Genomic DNA, 15,861 nt, shown 5'->3' on the forward strand with positions numbered 1-15,861 from the left:
TTGGTTCTCGTGCGCACCAGTTCGGATCTCTGTGGTCGCGTACTCGACGCGCGGTACCGGAGTGGACCGCGTGGTCGCCACCGGCGGGATGGGCACCGTCTTCGAGGGCTTCGACAACCGGCTCGAGCGGGTTGTCGCCGTCAAGGTGATGAACGACGATCTCGTCTACGAACCCGGATTCACTGAGCGGTTCGTCACCGAGGCGCGCGCTGCCGCACGACTATCGGATCCCCACGTGGTGGCCGTTTACGACCGCGGGCGCACCGCCGACGCGGTCTACCTGGTGATGGAATACGTGCCCGGGCGCACGCTGCGCCGGGAGCTCACCTTCGGAGGCCGGGTGCCGGTGGCCCGCGCCCTGGACATCCTCACCGCGGTGCTCAAGGGTCTGCAGGCGGCCCACTCGGCTGGATTCGTGCACGGCGACATCAAGCCGGAGAACGTGCTGCTCGCCGATCGTGGTGACGTCAAAGTCACCGACTTCGGGCTGGCCCGCGCCATTGAGGACGGCGACCACCGCGCGTCATTGCTGCTCGGAACCGCCGCCTACCTGGCCCCTGAGCAGGCGTCCGACCGTACCCCGGATCCACGCAGTGACCTGTACAGCACCGGCATCTTGCTGTTCGAGATGCTCACCGGCCACGTGCCTTTCCGTGCCGACACCCCCGATGACGTGCTCGCCCTGCACCAGACGCAGACGGTCCCCGATCCCAGCACCTTCGTGGAAGTCGACCGCGGCATCGACGCATTGTGCCGCAAGGCGACCGCCAGGAACCCCGCCGACCGCTACCAGAGTGCCACCGAGATGCTCATCGCCGTGTCCGGTCTGCGCCGGGAGGCCGACCCGCACGCCCCCGCCCCCGTACGCCGCGACGCAGCACCTGTCGTGGCCGCAGCGCCGGCCATGGTGATCCCCGACACCCTGGTGGTGCAGGCCGACCCGGTCGGGCCACCCCCCATGCCAGTCGTCGAGAAGGAGGCGCCCGACACGACTCCCCCGAGTCCGGCGGTCGCGGTGGTCGGGCCGCCGCCACCTCCGGTCGCCACGACGCCACCCCCGCGGCACCGCCGCCGCGGGCGTTTCCTGGGCCTGTTGCTGGTCATGGTGCTGGCCGGCGTTGTCGGCTACTTCGCGTGGCAACTGGGCACCACCCAGACCATGGACACCCCGAAACTGGTGGGCCTGACCCGCAGCGAGGCACTGGCGACCCTGAACGAGGTCGGGCTGACCATGCGCGTCACGGATGAGCAGTATTCCGAGAAGCGCGAGGCCGGCACGATCATCAGCAGTGATCCGTCCGCGGGCGAGAAGGTGGCAGCCGACGGGACCGTTTCCGTGGTGCTGTCCAAGGGCCCCGAGCGCTACCGAGTGCCCAAGGTGCGAGGCATGGACCAGGCCTCCGCCGGCAAGGCCCTCGAGGCGGTGAACCTCAAACCCGGGCAGGTCCTGCAGGACTACAGCCGGAAGGTGCCCGCCGGCATGGTGATCCGCACCAAACCCGCGGCCGGTACGCCGCTCAAGCGGGATACCACGGTGGCCTTGACGATCTCGCTGGGCCCCGAGCCGGTCGTGGTCCCGGATGTCCGGAACATGACCGTCTCGCAGGCTCAGGCGACCCTGATCGGCGGCGGGTTGAAGCCCCGGACGGTGGAGCGGTTCGATGAGAACGTGCCGTTCGGCCAGATCATCGGCACCGACCCGACCAGTGGCACCACTGCCTACCGCGGGGACAAGGTGCGGGTCTACGTCTCGAAGGGCTCGCAGTACATCCCCGTCCCCAGCGTCGTAGGGATGGACACCGAATCGGCGCGTGCCACGCTCGAGGACGCCGGTTTCGAGGTGCAGACCCAGGAGCAGTTCGGCGTGACGATCGCCAACAGGGTCATCTCCCAGGACCCGGGGGGCGGATCGCCGGCCACACGCGGAGCGCTGGTGACGCTGACGATCACCTGACCCGGGTGGTCCCGGATCCGGGCACCGGAAGGCGGGAGCGAAACGGACAGCCGGGAGCCAAAAAGACCGGTTGGAACGCTCCCCGGTAGTGGCACCTCTCCCACCTTGAGCTAGCCACCCCGGCCACCGGAAGGCGGGAGCGAAACGGACAGCCGGGAGCGAAAAAGACCGGTTGGAACGCTCCCCGGTAGTGGCACCTCTCCCACCTTGAGCCAGCCGGCCAGCCACACCGGCCAGCCACAGGAGCGGCCGCTCCCCGAGGATCCGTCAGCGCAACTCTTCGAGGCGCTGGGCGACCTCGAACGCCAACTCAAGGCTCTGCACCCGGTTGAGCCGCGGGTCGCAGGCCGTCTCATATCGGTACGGCAAGTCCTGTTCCTGGGGTCCGTCGATTCCGCCGAGGCACTCGGTGACGTCGTCACCGGTCAACTCGATGTGCAGCCCACCTGGATGGGTCCCCAGGCTGCGGTGCACCTCGAAGAAACCGTGCACCTCCGCGGTCACATCCTCGAACTGGCGGGTCTTCACCCCACCGCTGGTCTCACGGGTGTTGCCGTGCATCGGATCGCAGACCCACACCACGGGGTGACCGTCCGCTTCCACCTTTTCGACGATCGGTGGCAACGCATCGGCAACCCGCCCGGCCCCCATGCGGGTGATGAAGGTCAGCCGCCCGGGAATCCGCTGGGGATTGAGCATCTGGGCTAGCGCCAGTGCGTCCTCCGGGGTGGCCGTCGGCCCCAATTTGACCCCGATAGGGTTGTGGATCAGCGAAGCGAAGTGCATGTGCGCCGACCGGGGGTCACGTGTGCGCTCGCCGATCCAGAGGAAGTGCCCGGACACCGAGTAGGGGTTGCCGGTTCGCGAGTCGATGCGCACCAAGGGACGCTCGTAGTCCAGGACCAGCGCCTCGTGGCTGGCGTAGAAGTCGACCCTGCGGAACTCCTCGGGATCGGCCCCGCACGCCTTCATGAACGCCAGCGCATTGTCGATCTCGCGGGCGATGCGCTCGTAGCGGACGCCGGCCTCGGACTCCCGCACGAAGTCCTGGTTCCAGGCGTGGACCTGATGCAGGTCGGCGTATCCACCCTGGGTGAAGGCCCGCACGAGATTCAGGGCGGCGCTGGACGCGTGGTAGGCCCCGAGCAGCCGGCCGGGGTCGATCTCCCGAGCCCCGGCAGTGAAGGCCTGGTCGTTCACACCGTCTCCGAAGTACGACGGCAGCGTCACACCGTCGTGGGTCTCGGAGGGCTGCGAGCGCGGCTTGAAGTACTGACCGGCCAGCCGTCCGATCTTCACCACCGGCATCCGCGAGCCGTACGTGAGGACCACTGCCATCTGCAGGACGGTCTTGAGCCTGGCCCGGATGGAATCGGCCGTGTTCGCCGCGAAAGTCTCGGCGCAATCGCCGCCCATGAGCACGAACGCCTCTCCCCGGGCGGCCTGCCCGAGATGGTCCATGAGCTGGTCGCACTCCCCTGCGAATACCAGCGGAGGGACGACTGCGAGTTCGGCGGTGACCTGCGCCAAGCGATCCGCGTCGGGCCACACCGGCTGCTGGGCGGAGGGCAGATCCGGCCAGGAGATCAGGTTGTGGGACGGCAGATCAGACACTCAAGAAGCGTAACGCACCGCGTAGAGACGCCCGATCGGACGGGCGTCAGGAGGCTTGCGCCGCGGCGGCAGCCTGGACCGATTCACCGTCGGCGATGACTTCCTTGGCGCGCGCCGCGTACAGGTCCACGTACTCCTGGCCGGACAATTCCATGAGTTCGTACATGATCTCGTCGGTCATCGAGCGAAGCACGAAGCGGTCGTTCTGCATGCCCTCGTACCGGGAGAAGTCAAGGGGCTTGCCGATCTTGATGCCGACCCGGCGGATGCTCGGCATGATCTTGCCCGGCCGCTGGATCTCCCGGGTGCCGATCATGGCGACCGGGATGACCGGGACCTCCGCCTCGAGCGCCACCCGGGCCACTCCCGTCTTGCCCCGGTACAACCGGCCGTCCGGGGAGCGGGTCCCCTCCGGGTAGATGCCGAGCAACTCGTTCTGGTCGAGGATGCGCAGTGCGGTGCTCAGGGCGTCGTCCGAAGCCGAACCCCCCGAACGATCGATGGGCACCTGCCCGACCCCCTTGAAGAAGGCACGGTTCAAGAACCCCTTGATGCCTGTGCCGTTGAAGTACTCGGCCTTCGCCAGGAACGTGATGTGACGGGGGACCACGAGGGGCAGGAAGAACGAATCGGAGAAACTCAGGTGGTTGCTGGCCAGGATCGCCGATCCGTCCTTGGGGATGTGTTCCAGACCCTCGACCTGCGGCCGGAAGAACAATCGCAACCAGGGGCCGATGAGGATGTACTTGAAGAACCAGTACAACACCGCAGCCGCCTCCTGAACGTGATTTCGCCTCCGACCCTACGCAACGCCGCGAGCCTTGGGCAATGCAACCTGCCAAGGGTTGAGCGAACGGACCATTCCGTGACCTTCTGGTGGACGGCACGATCGTTCCGCGCTAGTGAGCGTGAGATCATCGGCTCTGTCAGCGCGGGGACGACAGCGCGAGGAAGACAGTGCCACTGATGCCGGGCGCGGAGCCGTACAGCGCCGAGGGCGACCACCTCGGCGTGCTCGTGCTGCACGGATTCGGCGCAACACCGGCGGTCGTGCGCCCCTGGGCACAACACCTGGCCGCCGCTGGCCACACGGTGAGCGCGCCCCGATTGCCAGGTCATGGGACGCGCTGGCAGGACCTGAGCGCCACCACCTGGCACGACTGGATCCAAGAGGCCGAGCGCTGCCTCGAGCGGATGCGGGAACACACGGACACTCGAGTGGTCATGGGACTGGGTGCCGGGGCCACGATCAGCCTGCGATTGGCAGAGGTTCACTCCGACATCGACGGCATCGTCGCGGTGAACCCGGTCGTGCACAGCGAACGCCGGGACCGGGCCCTGTTGCCGTACGTCCAGTTCCTCGGTGCGGTGCCGTGGCACTTCGACGACGTGAAGCGCCCGGGCAGCACGGACCTGGGTTATGACCGATTGCCACTGCGCGCGATGCATTCGCTGACCCGTTTGTGGGCGCTGGTGAAGTCCGACGTCCACCGCATCACCGCTCCCCTGCTGGTGTTACGCAGCGCCGACGACCACCTGGTCGAACCGAGCAACACGACGTGGCTGCTGGCCAACGTGCGGTCACAGGTCGAAGAGGTCCTTCTCCAGGACTCCTACCACCTGGCCACCGTCGACAACGACGCCACAGCGATATTCGAGGCCAGTACAAGGTTCGCCGAGTCGCTCGGGGCGGCGGCATGAGCGAGCCCGGGGACCACGTCCCCTACGACGAGAACGCCTGGGAGCGCATCGTTGCCGAACTCGGCGACGAGATGCCCGCTGCGCCCGACCGGCCGCCCGCCGCCCCGCCCCCGGATCCCGAGGACGAGTTCGTTCCGCCGGAGCCGCCACCGCTGCCCAAGACCGATCTGATCGGACGACTCGCATGGGCCGGGGTCATCGGCGGACCGCTGCTGCTGTTCCTGGGCGTGCTGGCCCCCGGCGTGGTGCGCCCCAGTGCGGTCATCGCCGGGGTGGTGGCCTTCGTCGCCGGCTTCCTGACGCTGGTCCTGCGCTCCCCGCACGAGCCCGAGGACGGCTGGGACGACGGCTCGGTGGTGTGACCCGCCGGGTCCGACGCATGGCCCCGGCCCGCGCCGACGTGACAGGATGCCGCCATGACCATCAGCGAAGTCGTGCAGATGCAGGGGCACTCATCGATTCCGGAATGCTCAGCCGGGCCCTGGACGACATCCTGAGGCCGGGGCCGACTACGAGATCCAGGACCTCGTCTTCGGCAAGACGAAGAACGATGAGTCGACCGCCCGCATCCATATCACCCACGAGGACACCACCGCCCTCAACGACCTGGTGGTCAGGCTGCAGAACCACGGCGCCAACCCCGTCGAGACCAGCGACGCCGTCACGGTTCCGGCCCCGATGGACGGGGTGTTCCCCGAGGGGTTCCACTCCAGCACGAACTTCGAGACATACGTGCGCATCGGCGGGGAGTGGATCCTGGTGAGCAATCCTGAGATGGACTGCGGACTGGTGCTGCGCGACGGCGGCGTGACCACCGTGCCGATGTCGGACGTGCTGGCCGGCGAGCCCGTGGTCGTCGGCTTCCTCGGTGTCAAGGTCGTCGTGCCGTCGCCACCGCGTCCGGATTCCGAGTCGATCTTCGAGTTCATGAACTCCGTGGTGTCCAGCGAGAAGCCGCAGGCGTTGCAGGTGCGGCAGATCGCCGACCAGATGCGCGAGTGCAAGGCCGCCGGCAAGCGGATCCTATGGGTCGGTGGGCCGGCCATCGTCCACACCGGCGGCGCGCCCGCCCTTTCCCGGCTCGTGGCGGCCGGGTACGTCGACGTGCTGTTCGGCGGCAACGCCCTGGCGGTGCACGACATCGAGTCGAACATGTACGGCACGTCCCTGGGTGTGGACCTCAGCAAAGGGTCCGGCGTCGACCACGGCCACGAAAACCACATCCGGGCGATCAATCGCGTGCGCTCCCACGGCAGCATCGCCCAGGCTGTGGCGGCCGGCGCGATCACCGCCGGGCTGATGCACGCGATGGTCGAAGCCGACAAACCGTTCGTGCTGGTCGGGTCGGTGCGCGACGACGGGCCCCTGCCCGACGTCTACACCGACGTGATCGAGGGGCAGCGTGCGATGCGCGCACAACTCCAGGACGTCGGCTTCGCGATCATGGTGGCCACGATGCTGCACGCCATCGCGACCGGCAACATCCTTCCAGCGTCCATTCCGCTGGTCTGCGTGGACATCAACCCCTCGACCGTGACGAAGCTGTCCGACCGCGGCAGCGCCCAGGCCCAGGGTGTGGTCACCGACATCGGGCTCTTCCTCGAGCAACTGGCCATGGACCTGGTGCCCTAGCTCGACTGGGGTTCCGGCCTCCCACAGGGCCGGTCCGGCGCCGACGGGGGGAGGCGACCGCGGTCAGCGGATGCGGGCCAGGTCGGCCGCACCCACCAGGCCTGCGGCGTTGCCCAATTCGGCGATCACCACTTTCGGCAGCGGGCGGGTGTCCTTGCCCGAAACCGACTCGGTGAACGCCCGGATGGTGGACGCCAGGAGCAGGTCACCGGCCTCGCTCACACCGCCGCCGATGACGAAGCACTCCGGATCGAGGATGGCGGTGACGTCGGCCATCCCCTGGCCCAGCCAGCGCGACACGAAGTCGAAGGCCGCCAACGCCACGGGGTCCCCTTTCCGCGCGGCCTGCGTGACGTGCAGTCCCTGCACCCCTTCCGGGGTGCCATCCCCGAGGTCGAGCAGCGCCTCGGCATCCACACGCCGCTCCGAGGCCAGGTACCGGGCTTCACGCACCAGGGCGTTGCCACTGGCGTACTGCTCCCAGCACCCCCGGTTGCCGCAGCCGCATGGCCGTCCGCCCGGGTCGACATTGAGGTGTCCGAACTCGGCGGCCGCTCCCCATCGCCCGCGGTACAGGGCACCGTCGAGGATGATCCCCGCTCCGATGCCGGTGCCGATGGTGATCGTCACCAGGTACTCCCGGTCCCTCCCGGCTCCGAACCGGTACTCCCCCCAGGCTGCGGCGTTGGCATCGTTCTCCACCACCACCGGCAGATCGATGACAGCTTCGACGGCCCTGCGCAGCCAGCTCGTCCCGCCAGCCCAGGTTCGGGGCGAAGTTGACACGGGAGCGCCTCTCGTCCACGAAGCCCGCGGCGCCGATGCCGACCGCTTCGATGTCGTGCTCCTTCTGCAAGGCCAGCACCAGGTCACAGACCGTCTGCTCCACCTGTTCGGCATCGCGACCCGGGGTGGCGACGCGGTGCCGGGCCAGGATCCGGCCCTGTTCGTCCACCACGCCGGCAGCGATCTTGGTGCCCCCGATGTCGATCCCCACGGTCAGACCCATATGGCAACGCTAGGGGAATCGCCTAGGGCTTCGCCTGCCCGCCTGCGGGGCCCAGCAGTCCCGCCACAAGATCGTTGATCTGGGACAGAGCGGCGCGGGCGGTATGCGCCCACTCGGGGTTCGTGCGTTCCAGGGCATCGAGGCCCTGACAGATGGGGCAGTCGGTGCAGCGCACGACCTGCGCCGGCTCGGGTTCCTCCTCGGTCTGCTCCTCGGTCTGCGGGTGCTGCTCGGTGGCCTGCGCCAGCAATGCCGAGGCACTTGCGGCGGCGTTCTGCGCCACCTCCGTGGCAGCGGCCACCGCTCCGGAGTCCACTGCCCAGTTCCGTAGCGCGCCGGCGAGTTTGAGGCCCTCGACGAACATCGAGTCGACCGGAGGCTGGCTCGGTGTGCTGTGCCACCACGGCGGCGGGTTGCCCTCGTCGTCCAGCGGCGAGTTCTGTGACTGGTCATCCTCGCTCATTGCTCAACCCGCTTCTTCAGACCTTTCAGGGCGGTGTCCACTATGACTCTCTCCGCCTTGCGCTTGATCGAACCGATGATGGGGATCTGCAGGTCGACCATCAGCCGGTAGGTGACCTCACTGGTGCCGTTCCCGAGATCGTGGACCATGTACATGCCATCCAGGTCGCGCAGAACCGTGGACTCGGTGAGTTGCCAGTTGACCTGCTTGTCCTCGTGCCACTGGTACTGGATGGTGTAGGTGTCCTTGATCGGACCGGAGTCGATGACCATCTCTGCTTCCAGCGGACGGCCGTCGGGGAACGTCCGCAGCACCCGGGTCTGCTTGACTCCGGCCCACTGCGGGTAGGTGCCGAGATCGGCGATCACTGCCATGACCCGCTCAGCCGAAGCCTCGATGATGATGCTCGACTCCGTTTGCTCAGCCACCGACCTCCGCCCTTCACCCAAGTGTCCCGCTCAAGGTTACTGCCCCTCTTCGTGACTCGTCGCCCACGCCGGCGCGGCACCGGCCGGGCGCGCTGCTCGACCTCACGCTTGAGCTCCCAGACGGTGCGCTTCCAGGCGGTGGCACGGCGCGCGCGCTCCTTGGCCGCCGCTCGCCAGCCCTTCGGGGTGTCCGGCCAAGGCGCTGGGGTCAGCCCGTCGTCGGAGGGTTCGCCACGCAAGTAGTGGTGCACAATGCACCCATCGGCGAACGGCTCGATCCAGATCTCCAGGGAACCCACGAGCGCCCCTGTCATCGACCACCGCTGCCCGTTGACCCCCCGGTCCATGAACACGGTGAGCCGCAGGTCCGGCCACCACCTGACCCAGGACGCCGGATCGGCGACGACTCCGGCCAGCACCTGCGGCTGCACGACGATGAAGGTCTCGTCCACGAGATCCACGCCGGCCACAGAGACGATGATGCCCCACCAGATGCACCCCCAACCGCGCGCCTCCTAGGCCGGGTGTTCCCCTATTGCCAGAATTGCGGAACAATACGGCACAACCCATGACCGCTCATTCCGGTAATCCGGTACTACAACGACAGGAGCCCTGCATGCAGGAGGTATCCGAGGCACCCCTGGTGGCTGAAATCACCAGCGGTGGCCTCACGGACAAGATGATCGCCCACGCCGAGAAGAACCCCGACCGGGTGGCACTCCGGCGTCGCGTCGGTGAGACATGGCAGGACGTGACGTCCGCGCAGTTCCGCGACGAGGTCGCCGGGCTGGCCAAGGGCCTCATCGCCGCGGGCGTGGGAGCGGGTGACCGCATCGCCATCATGTCCTCCACCCGCTACGAGTGGACGCTGGCTGACTACGCGGGCTGGTTCGCCGGCGCGACTGTGGTGCCCATCTACGAGACCTCCTCGGCCGAGCAGGTCGAGTGGATCCTCAGCAACGCCGACTGCGCCGGTGTCTTCCTGGAGGGCGACAAGCACAAGCGTGTGTACGAGCAAGTGGCCGGCAAGGTGCCCACGAAGCACGTGTGGGTCTTCGACGAGGGCGCGGTCGAGGGTCTCACGCAGGCCGGGGCGGACATCTCGGACACAGAACTGGAATCCCGGCGCAAGGCGGTCACCCCGGACGACATCGCCACCGTCATCTATACATCCGGGACCACCGGACGGCCCAAGGGCTGCGTGCTGACGCACAAGAACCTGCTCTTCGAATCCGACAACATCATGGGCGCAATGCCCGACCTGTTCGACGCGCACGGCTCCACGCTGCTCTTCCTGCCACTGGCACACGTCTTCGGGCGGGTGATCGAGATCGGCTGCATCGAGTCCGGCACGGTCCTGGGCCACAGCGCGGACGTCAAGAACCTCCTGGCCGACCTGGCGCAGTTTCAGCCGACCTTCCTGCTGTCTGTGCCACGGGTCTTCGAGAAGGTCTTCAACTCCGCCCAGATGAAGGCCACCGCTGAGGGCAAGGGCCGGATCTTCGACATGGCCGCCAGCACGGCGATCGATTACTCGCGCGCTCTGGACACCGGTGGCCCCAGCCTGCTGCTGCGACTCAAACACGGGATCTTCGACAAGTTGGTGTACGGCAAGCTGCGGGCGGCCCTCGGCGGGAAGGTCGAGTACGCGGTCTCCGGTGGTGCACCGCTCGGCACGCGGCTCGGCCACTTCTTCCGGGGCATCGGCGTGACGATCCTCGAGGGCTACGGCCTGACCGAGACATCGGCGGCCAGCACCATCAACCTCCCGGACGCCATCCGGATCGGTACGGTCGGGCGTCCCATGCCTGGCGCGTCGGTGCGCATCGCCGACGACGGCGAGATCATGCTCAAGGGCGGGCAGATCTTCCAGGGCTACTGGAAGAACGAGGAGGCCACCAAAGAGGTCCTCGAGGATGACGGCTGGTTCCACAGCGGCGACATCGGCGAACTCGACGCCGACGGTTTCCTGCGCATCACCGGCCGCAAGAAGGAACTCATCGTGACGGCCGGCGGCAAGAACGTCGCACCAGCGGTGCTCGAGGACCGGCTGCGCGCACACTGGCTGATCAGCCAGTGCATGGTCGTCGGCGACAACAAGCCGTTCATCGCCGCATTGGTGACCCTGGACGTCGAGGCGCTGCCGGCGTGGTTGGAGCAGAAGGGCCGGCCGACCGACACCCCGCTGGCCTCGCTGGCCTCGGACCCCGACATCCTCGCCGAGGTGAGCGGGGCCGTGGATGAGGCCAACAAGGCGGCGCAGCAATGCCGAGGCCATCAAGAAGTTCGAGATCCTCGAGATCGACTGGACCGAGGAGGGCGGACAGCTGACCCCGTCGATGAAGCTCAAGCGCAGCGTCGTCATGACCGAGTTCAGCGCGAAGGTCGAATCGCTGTACAGCTGACCCGAGCGAGGAGGGCCCGTCGTGGATCGGATCCGCGGCGGGCCTTCCTCGTCGCCCGCCCGCGGCCCCGGCCCTGGCACGCCGGCGCTGGCACGCCCCGGCCTGCGCGCCCCGGCCCTGGGCAAAGGCGGGAGTGAAACGAAGCGGGAGCGAAAAAGACCGGGGAACAAGACCGTTAAACACCCCGACGTCCCCAACTCTCCCCGGTGCAGAAAGCGCGCACGGCGCGACCACCCCAGCCCAAGGCGGGAGCGAAACCACAACCCGGGAGCGATCCAACCCCCGTGGATACAACACCTCACCCTCAGTTCAGGTGTTGCATCCACGCCTTGAGGCCGCACCGGTTGGAACACTCCCCGATGTACCACCCTCTCCCGCCTTGCCCGCAACCCCGGCCCCAACACCACCCACCCGTTCGCCGGCAAGAGCCTGCGTCCAGTGGCCCGCACATGGTGGAATCGGTCGCGTGGGCACGATCATCCTCATCTCCCTGGTACTTGCCGGGTTGGGAGGCATCGCCTTGTGGACTGTCCAGCAGCGCCGTCGCAGCGGGGAGGAGTACCGCTCGGCTCACCGCTTGTTGAGCCGGCTGCAACAAAAGTCGCGACAACTTCCCGCGGGTCTCGACGAGGTGGCCCTGGCCCAGCAGACCCTCGAGCAGTTCAGCCACGACGTCCCGTCGCAGCGATCAGCGCTGTACATCCAGCAGGACGATCAGTTGGTCCCCTACGCGCTGCGCGGCACCGAACGCAGCCCGTTCCCCGACCTGGATCTGTCCTCCCTGGCCACACTGCGCGACGCGAAGCCCCACGCCGGCCGGGGCCTGGTCACCGGCGGGCCCGAACAGGAGGCGCTGATCCCGTTGACCCTCGGTTCCCGGCTCGTGGGTGTGGCAGCGCTGCAGAACGACGTCACCCCGTTCGACAGCGCTGCCCTTCGGCAGGCGATGCCAGGCGCCCAGGAAGCCGCTCTGCGCATCGACACCGGGCGCCTGTTCGCCGATGTCCGCACGGCTGCCACGACGGAGGAGAGGAGGCGACTGGCCCGTGAGATCCACGACGGCATCGCACAGGAGCTGGCCAGTGTCGGCTACGCCCTGGACGTCCTCGTCGCCGACTTGCAGGGCACGCCGGGGCAGACTCTGGCCGACGACATCCGCACCGAGGTCCGCCGGATCATCTCCGAGTTGCGCCTGAGCATCTTCGACCTGCGAGCCGACGTGCAGCCCGGGGTCGGTCTCGGGTCGGCGCTTGCCAGTTACGTGCAGCAGGCCGGCACCGCAGCCGGACTGACGGTGCACCTGGTGATGGAGGAGGGCCACGACCGGCTCGCCCTGGCCCAGGAGACCGAATTGTTGCGCATCGCCCAGGAGGCGGTCACCAACGTGCGCCGCCACGCCCACGCCGAGAACGTGTGGGTGACCTGCCGGGTCGACCCACCGCGGGCCTACCTGCGGGTGGCCGATGACGGCAGCGGCATGGATTCGCCGCGCAACGACAGCTTCGGGTTGGACATCATGCAGGAGCGGGCCAACCGCATCGGCGCCGAACTCGCGTGGCATCCTCGGGAGGGCGGCGGCACGGTGTTGGAGGTCATCCTGAAGCCGACCGCCGGCGACAGGGAGGAGTGAGGCGCTGTGACCATCTCAGTTCTCCTCGTCGACGACCACGAACTCATCAGGCAGGGTCTGCGGCGCTCCTTCGAGCGTGACGGCGACTTCGACGTGGTCGGGGAGGCCGGCTCGGCCGCCGACGCCGAGCGCCTGCTGCGGATCACCCGTCCGGATGTCGTCGTCCTCGATGTGCGGCTGCCCGACGGATCCGGGCTCAAACTGGCCGCTGCCTCACGCGAGCGCTACCCGCAGCTGGGCATCGTCATCCTCACGATGTACGCCGGCGACGAGCAGTTGTTCGCCGCTCTGGAAGCCGGCGCCTCGGCATTCGTGCCCAAGAACGCACCGTCCGACGACGTCGTCGCCGCGGCCAGGCACGCCGCCACGACCCCGCAGTCCTTCACCGCCAAGGATCTCGCCGACGCCATGAAGCGCAAGCTGAGCCCGAGCGGACCGCAATTGAGCCCGCGCGAGCGCGAGGTCCTGCAACTGCTGGCCGACGGTCTCGGCGTGGCCCAGATCTCGCGGCGGTTGTTCATAAGCGAGTCCACCACGAAGACTCACATCTCCAAGTTGTACGAGAAGCTGGGGGCCGGTAACCGGGCGCAGGCTCTGATGACGGCCTTGAAACTCGGTCTGCTGCGGCAGTCGGACCCCACCGTCTGACCTGAGATACTGACTGTGCCCCGGGGCGGTCCGGGTTCGGCGACGATCGGAGTGCCTGTGCGTTTCACGCCGTCTGCGCGCATGTGGTGGCTCCTCCCGACTGTGACGTTCGCCCTGACCCGCGCCTGGCTATTGCTCATACCCTTCGGCCTCATCCCGTACATCGGGGGCACGCTGGTCATCAACGACGTCACCCTCTACGAGCAGTGGGCGCAGATCCTGCAGACCGGGCGATACCCGGTCGGGGATCAGATGTGGCAGTACCCGCCACTGGTCGGCCCGGTCTTCGCCCTCGGCGCCCTCGTCCCGCCGGACCCCACTCTGGGCCTGATGCTGGTCATGCTGGCGTTCGACGTGGCCACGTTCGTCGTGCTGATGCGCAGGACTGGTCACGGCGCCTCGCTGGAGGGTCCCTGGGCCTGGATCGTGGCCGGCATGCTGATCGGCCCGGTGTGGCTCACCCGCTTCGACGTCATCCCCACCTTCTTCGCGGTGTTGGGACTGCTGGCCGTCAGCCGACCGGCGCGATCGGGGGCATGGCTGGCCGTCGGTGCGTTGCTCAAGGTATGGCCGGCACTGCTGCTGCTCAGCGTGCCCCGGCGCGCTTTCCCCAAGGCTCTCGCCGCCTTCGTCGTGACCTGCGGCGCCATCCTCATGACCCTCGTGCTCACGATGGACGGAGCGAGTTCGTTCGCTTCGGAGCAGCGCGAGCGTGGGCTGCAGGTGGAGTCGGTGCCGGCCTGGCTGTTCCTGGTCGCGCACCTCTTCGGGTGGCCGCGCCGGTTCGTCTACCGCTACGGCGCTATGGAGGTCTCCGCTCCGGGCGTGGAGGCGGTGGCCCTGGCAGTGACCGTGGCAACAGTGGTGAGCCTGGCCGCGCTGGTGATCCTGCGTTTCAGCGGTCGCCTCGACGACGCCTCGCCGGCCGATATCGCCCTGGTGGTCGTCCTGGTCTCGATGGTCACCTCTCGCGTGCTGTCGCCGCAGTACTTGGTCTGGGTGGGTGGCATCGCTGCGGTCTGTCTGCTGGATCGGGGCACCCGCATGCGGCCGGTGATCGCGCTATTGATGCCGGTGGCCGCCCTGGGGCAGATCCTGTACCCCATGCACTACGACTGGCTGCTGTCCGACCGGTGGGAGGGGCTGGCCCTCCAGACCGCGCGGATACTGTTGCTGCTCGTCGCCACCGGCTGGGGGCTGACCCGGCTAATGCGGGGCCGTCCCGGGACCGCGGTCGGGGTCGACGCCGTCCAGGAGGTCCGTCAGCCGGCGTGACACCACCGGCCAGGTCCATTGCTGTTCGACCCACTGCCGCCCCGCCTCCCCCATGCCGGCCGCCGCCCGCGGATCGCTCAGCACCGCCACGATGCGTCGCGCCACATCCTGCAGATCGCGACCATCCACCACGTACCCGGTCTGTCCATCGAGCACCGCGTCAGGCGCCCCGCCGGAGTCCCCGGCGATGACCGGCAGACCGATAGCCCCGGCTTCGAGGTAGACGATGCCCAGGCCCTCGACATCCCAGCCCCGGTTGCGCGTGCGGCAGGGCATCGCGAACAGGTCCCCGGCGGCGTAGTGCAGGGGCAGCGCCTCCCAGGCCACGGTGCCGGTGAGAACCACGCTGCCGGCCACGCCCACCTCCTCGACCAGGGCATCGAGCCGGGAACGGTAGGGCCCCCCACCGACGATCAGCAGCGCGGCATCGGGGACCGCCCGCTGCACCAGCGGCAAAGCCCGGATCAGCGTGTCCTGCCCCTTGCGCGGCATGAGCCTGGACACGCACACGATGACTGGTCGATCTGCCAGACCCAGTTCCCCGCGCAGGGCCGCCCCATCCGGGCGAACCCGCGGATGGAACACGTCGGTGTCCACGCCGGGCACCAGTCGGCGCATCCGGGCGGCCGCTGCAGGTCGTAGGGCCGAAGCGATACGACCGCGGGTGTACTCCCCCAGGTAGGTCACGGTGTCGACGGAGTCACCGATGACCCGCAGGACCCTGCGGGCACCCACGGTCGTCGCCCAGGCGGCTTCGTGACCGTGCGTCATGGCCACGATCGGCGCCATCCCCTGTGATCGCAACCTGGGAGCCAACAGCCCCAGGGGTGCCGCCGCTCCGAAGAGCACCCGGTCGCAGTCGTAGTCCTGCGCGATACGACGAGCCCGGGCCAGCACTGTCGGTTCGGGGAGCATCAGGGAGGTGCGGTGACGCACAACGGGGAAGGGCTGCTCGTCGTCGAAGGCCTCGGAACGCTTCCATGCCGGCGCGTACACGACGACCGACTCGGGATCCTGATGCTGCAGCACGCCGTGCACGAACGCTTGGATGCCGCCGGCGCGCGGAGGGAAGTCGTTCGTGACGACCAGTGTGCGGTTCACC

Annotated in this window: 12 protein-coding genes and 3 pseudogenes; 8 read left to right on the plus strand and 7 right to left on the minus strand. The window is 68.2% G+C overall.

The genetic code is table 11. The annotated features are described in order from the left end of the window. Positions 1-61: 61 nt before the first annotated feature. Complete coding sequence (pknB, locus tag IPG68_10530) at positions 62-1,954, plus strand: Stk1 family PASTA domain-containing Ser/Thr kinase (protein MBK6763665.1); 1,893 nt, start codon at positions 62-64, stop codon at positions 1,952-1,954. A gap of 267 nt (positions 1,955-2,221) precedes the next feature. Here pknB and IPG68_10535 read toward each other — a convergent pair whose 3' ends face one another. Beyond that, the gene (locus tag IPG68_10535) at positions 2,222-3,559 is read right to left on the minus strand and encodes a 3-deoxy-7-phosphoheptulonate synthase class II (GenBank protein ID MBK6763666.1); all 1,338 of its coding nucleotides are present in this window, start codon (positions 3,557-3,559) and stop codon (positions 2,222-2,224) included. Positions 3,560-3,614: 55 nt separating this feature from the next. Then, entirely contained in the window at positions 3,615-4,334 is a 720-nt protein-coding gene (locus IPG68_10540) for a 1-acyl-sn-glycerol-3-phosphate acyltransferase (protein ID MBK6763667.1), read from the minus strand. 191 nt (positions 4,335-4,525) lie between these two features. On the opposite strand from IPG68_10540, the gene IPG68_10545 reads away from it, so the two are divergent. From IPG68_10545 to IPG68_10555, 3 genes and pseudogenes are all read left to right on the plus strand, one after another. Next, on the plus strand, positions 4,526-5,269 hold the full coding sequence (locus tag IPG68_10545) for an alpha/beta fold hydrolase (GenBank protein ID MBK6763668.1): 744 nt from the start codon (positions 4,526-4,528) through the stop codon (positions 5,267-5,269). Continuing rightward, positions 5,266-5,631: a hypothetical protein gene (locus IPG68_10550; protein ID MBK6763669.1), complete on the plus strand. Its 366-nt coding sequence runs from the start codon at positions 5,266-5,268 to the stop codon at positions 5,629-5,631. The genes IPG68_10545 and IPG68_10550 overlap by 4 nt, the downstream gene beginning before the upstream one ends. A 17-nt stretch (positions 5,632-5,648) precedes the next feature. Continuing rightward, a pseudogene (locus tag IPG68_10555) lies at positions 5,649-6,901 on the plus strand (TIGR00300 family protein). 63 nt (positions 6,902-6,964) lie between these two features. On the opposite strand, the pseudogene IPG68_10560 reads toward IPG68_10555, so the two are convergent. From IPG68_10560 to IPG68_10575, 4 genes and pseudogenes are all read right to left on the minus strand, one after another. Next, a pseudogene (locus IPG68_10560) lies at positions 6,965-7,910 on the minus strand (ROK family glucokinase). Between the two features lie 22 nt (positions 7,911-7,932). Then, positions 7,933-8,373: a hypothetical protein gene (locus IPG68_10565; GenBank protein ID MBK6763670.1), complete on the minus strand. Its 441-nt coding sequence runs from the start codon at positions 8,371-8,373 to the stop codon at positions 7,933-7,935. Then, positions 8,370-8,801, minus strand: a complete 432-nt coding sequence (locus IPG68_10570) for an SRPBCC family protein (protein ID MBK6763671.1) — start codon at positions 8,799-8,801, stop codon at positions 8,370-8,372. Before IPG68_10570 ends, IPG68_10565 begins: the two co-directional genes overlap by 4 nt. Beyond that, positions 8,738-9,271, minus strand: coding sequence for a polyketide cyclase / dehydrase and lipid transport (locus IPG68_10575; GenBank protein ID MBK6763672.1), 534 nt, complete (start codon positions 9,269-9,271; stop codon positions 8,738-8,740). The genes IPG68_10570 and IPG68_10575 overlap by 64 nt, the downstream gene beginning before the upstream one ends. 146 nt (positions 9,272-9,417) lie before the next feature. Between IPG68_10575 and IPG68_10580 the strand changes: the two are divergent. The 4 genes and pseudogenes from IPG68_10580 (at position 9,418) to IPG68_10595 (ending at position 14,759) form a co-directional block, all read left to right on the plus strand. Beyond that, positions 9,418-11,206 (plus strand): annotated as a pseudogene (locus tag IPG68_10580) (AMP-binding protein). Positions 11,207-11,672: 466 nt separating this feature from the next. Further along, a complete protein-coding gene (locus tag IPG68_10585) occupies positions 11,673-12,836 on the plus strand; it encodes a sensor histidine kinase (GenBank protein MBK6763673.1) in 1,164 nt (387 codons plus the stop codon). 6 nt (positions 12,837-12,842) lie between these two features. Next, a complete protein-coding gene (locus tag IPG68_10590; GenBank protein MBK6763674.1) occupies positions 12,843-13,484 on the plus strand; it encodes a response regulator transcription factor in 642 nt (213 codons plus the stop codon). A gap of 81 nt (positions 13,485-13,565) precedes the next feature. Continuing rightward, a complete protein-coding gene (locus tag IPG68_10595; GenBank protein MBK6763675.1) occupies positions 13,566-14,759 on the plus strand; it encodes a DUF2029 domain-containing protein in 1,194 nt (397 codons plus the stop codon). Here the strand turns inward: IPG68_10595 and IPG68_10600 are convergent. Then, complete coding sequence (locus IPG68_10600; protein MBK6763676.1) at positions 14,691-15,860, minus strand: glycosyltransferase family 4 protein; 1,170 nt, start codon at positions 15,858-15,860, stop codon at positions 14,691-14,693. The genes IPG68_10595 and IPG68_10600 overlap by 69 nt on opposite strands. Between the last annotated feature and the right edge of the window lies 1 nt (position 15,861).

It is taken from the genome of Micrococcales bacterium (assembly GCA_016703125.1).
Lineage (GTDB): Bacteria > Actinomycetota > Actinomycetes > S36-B12 > UBA10799 > JADKAV01.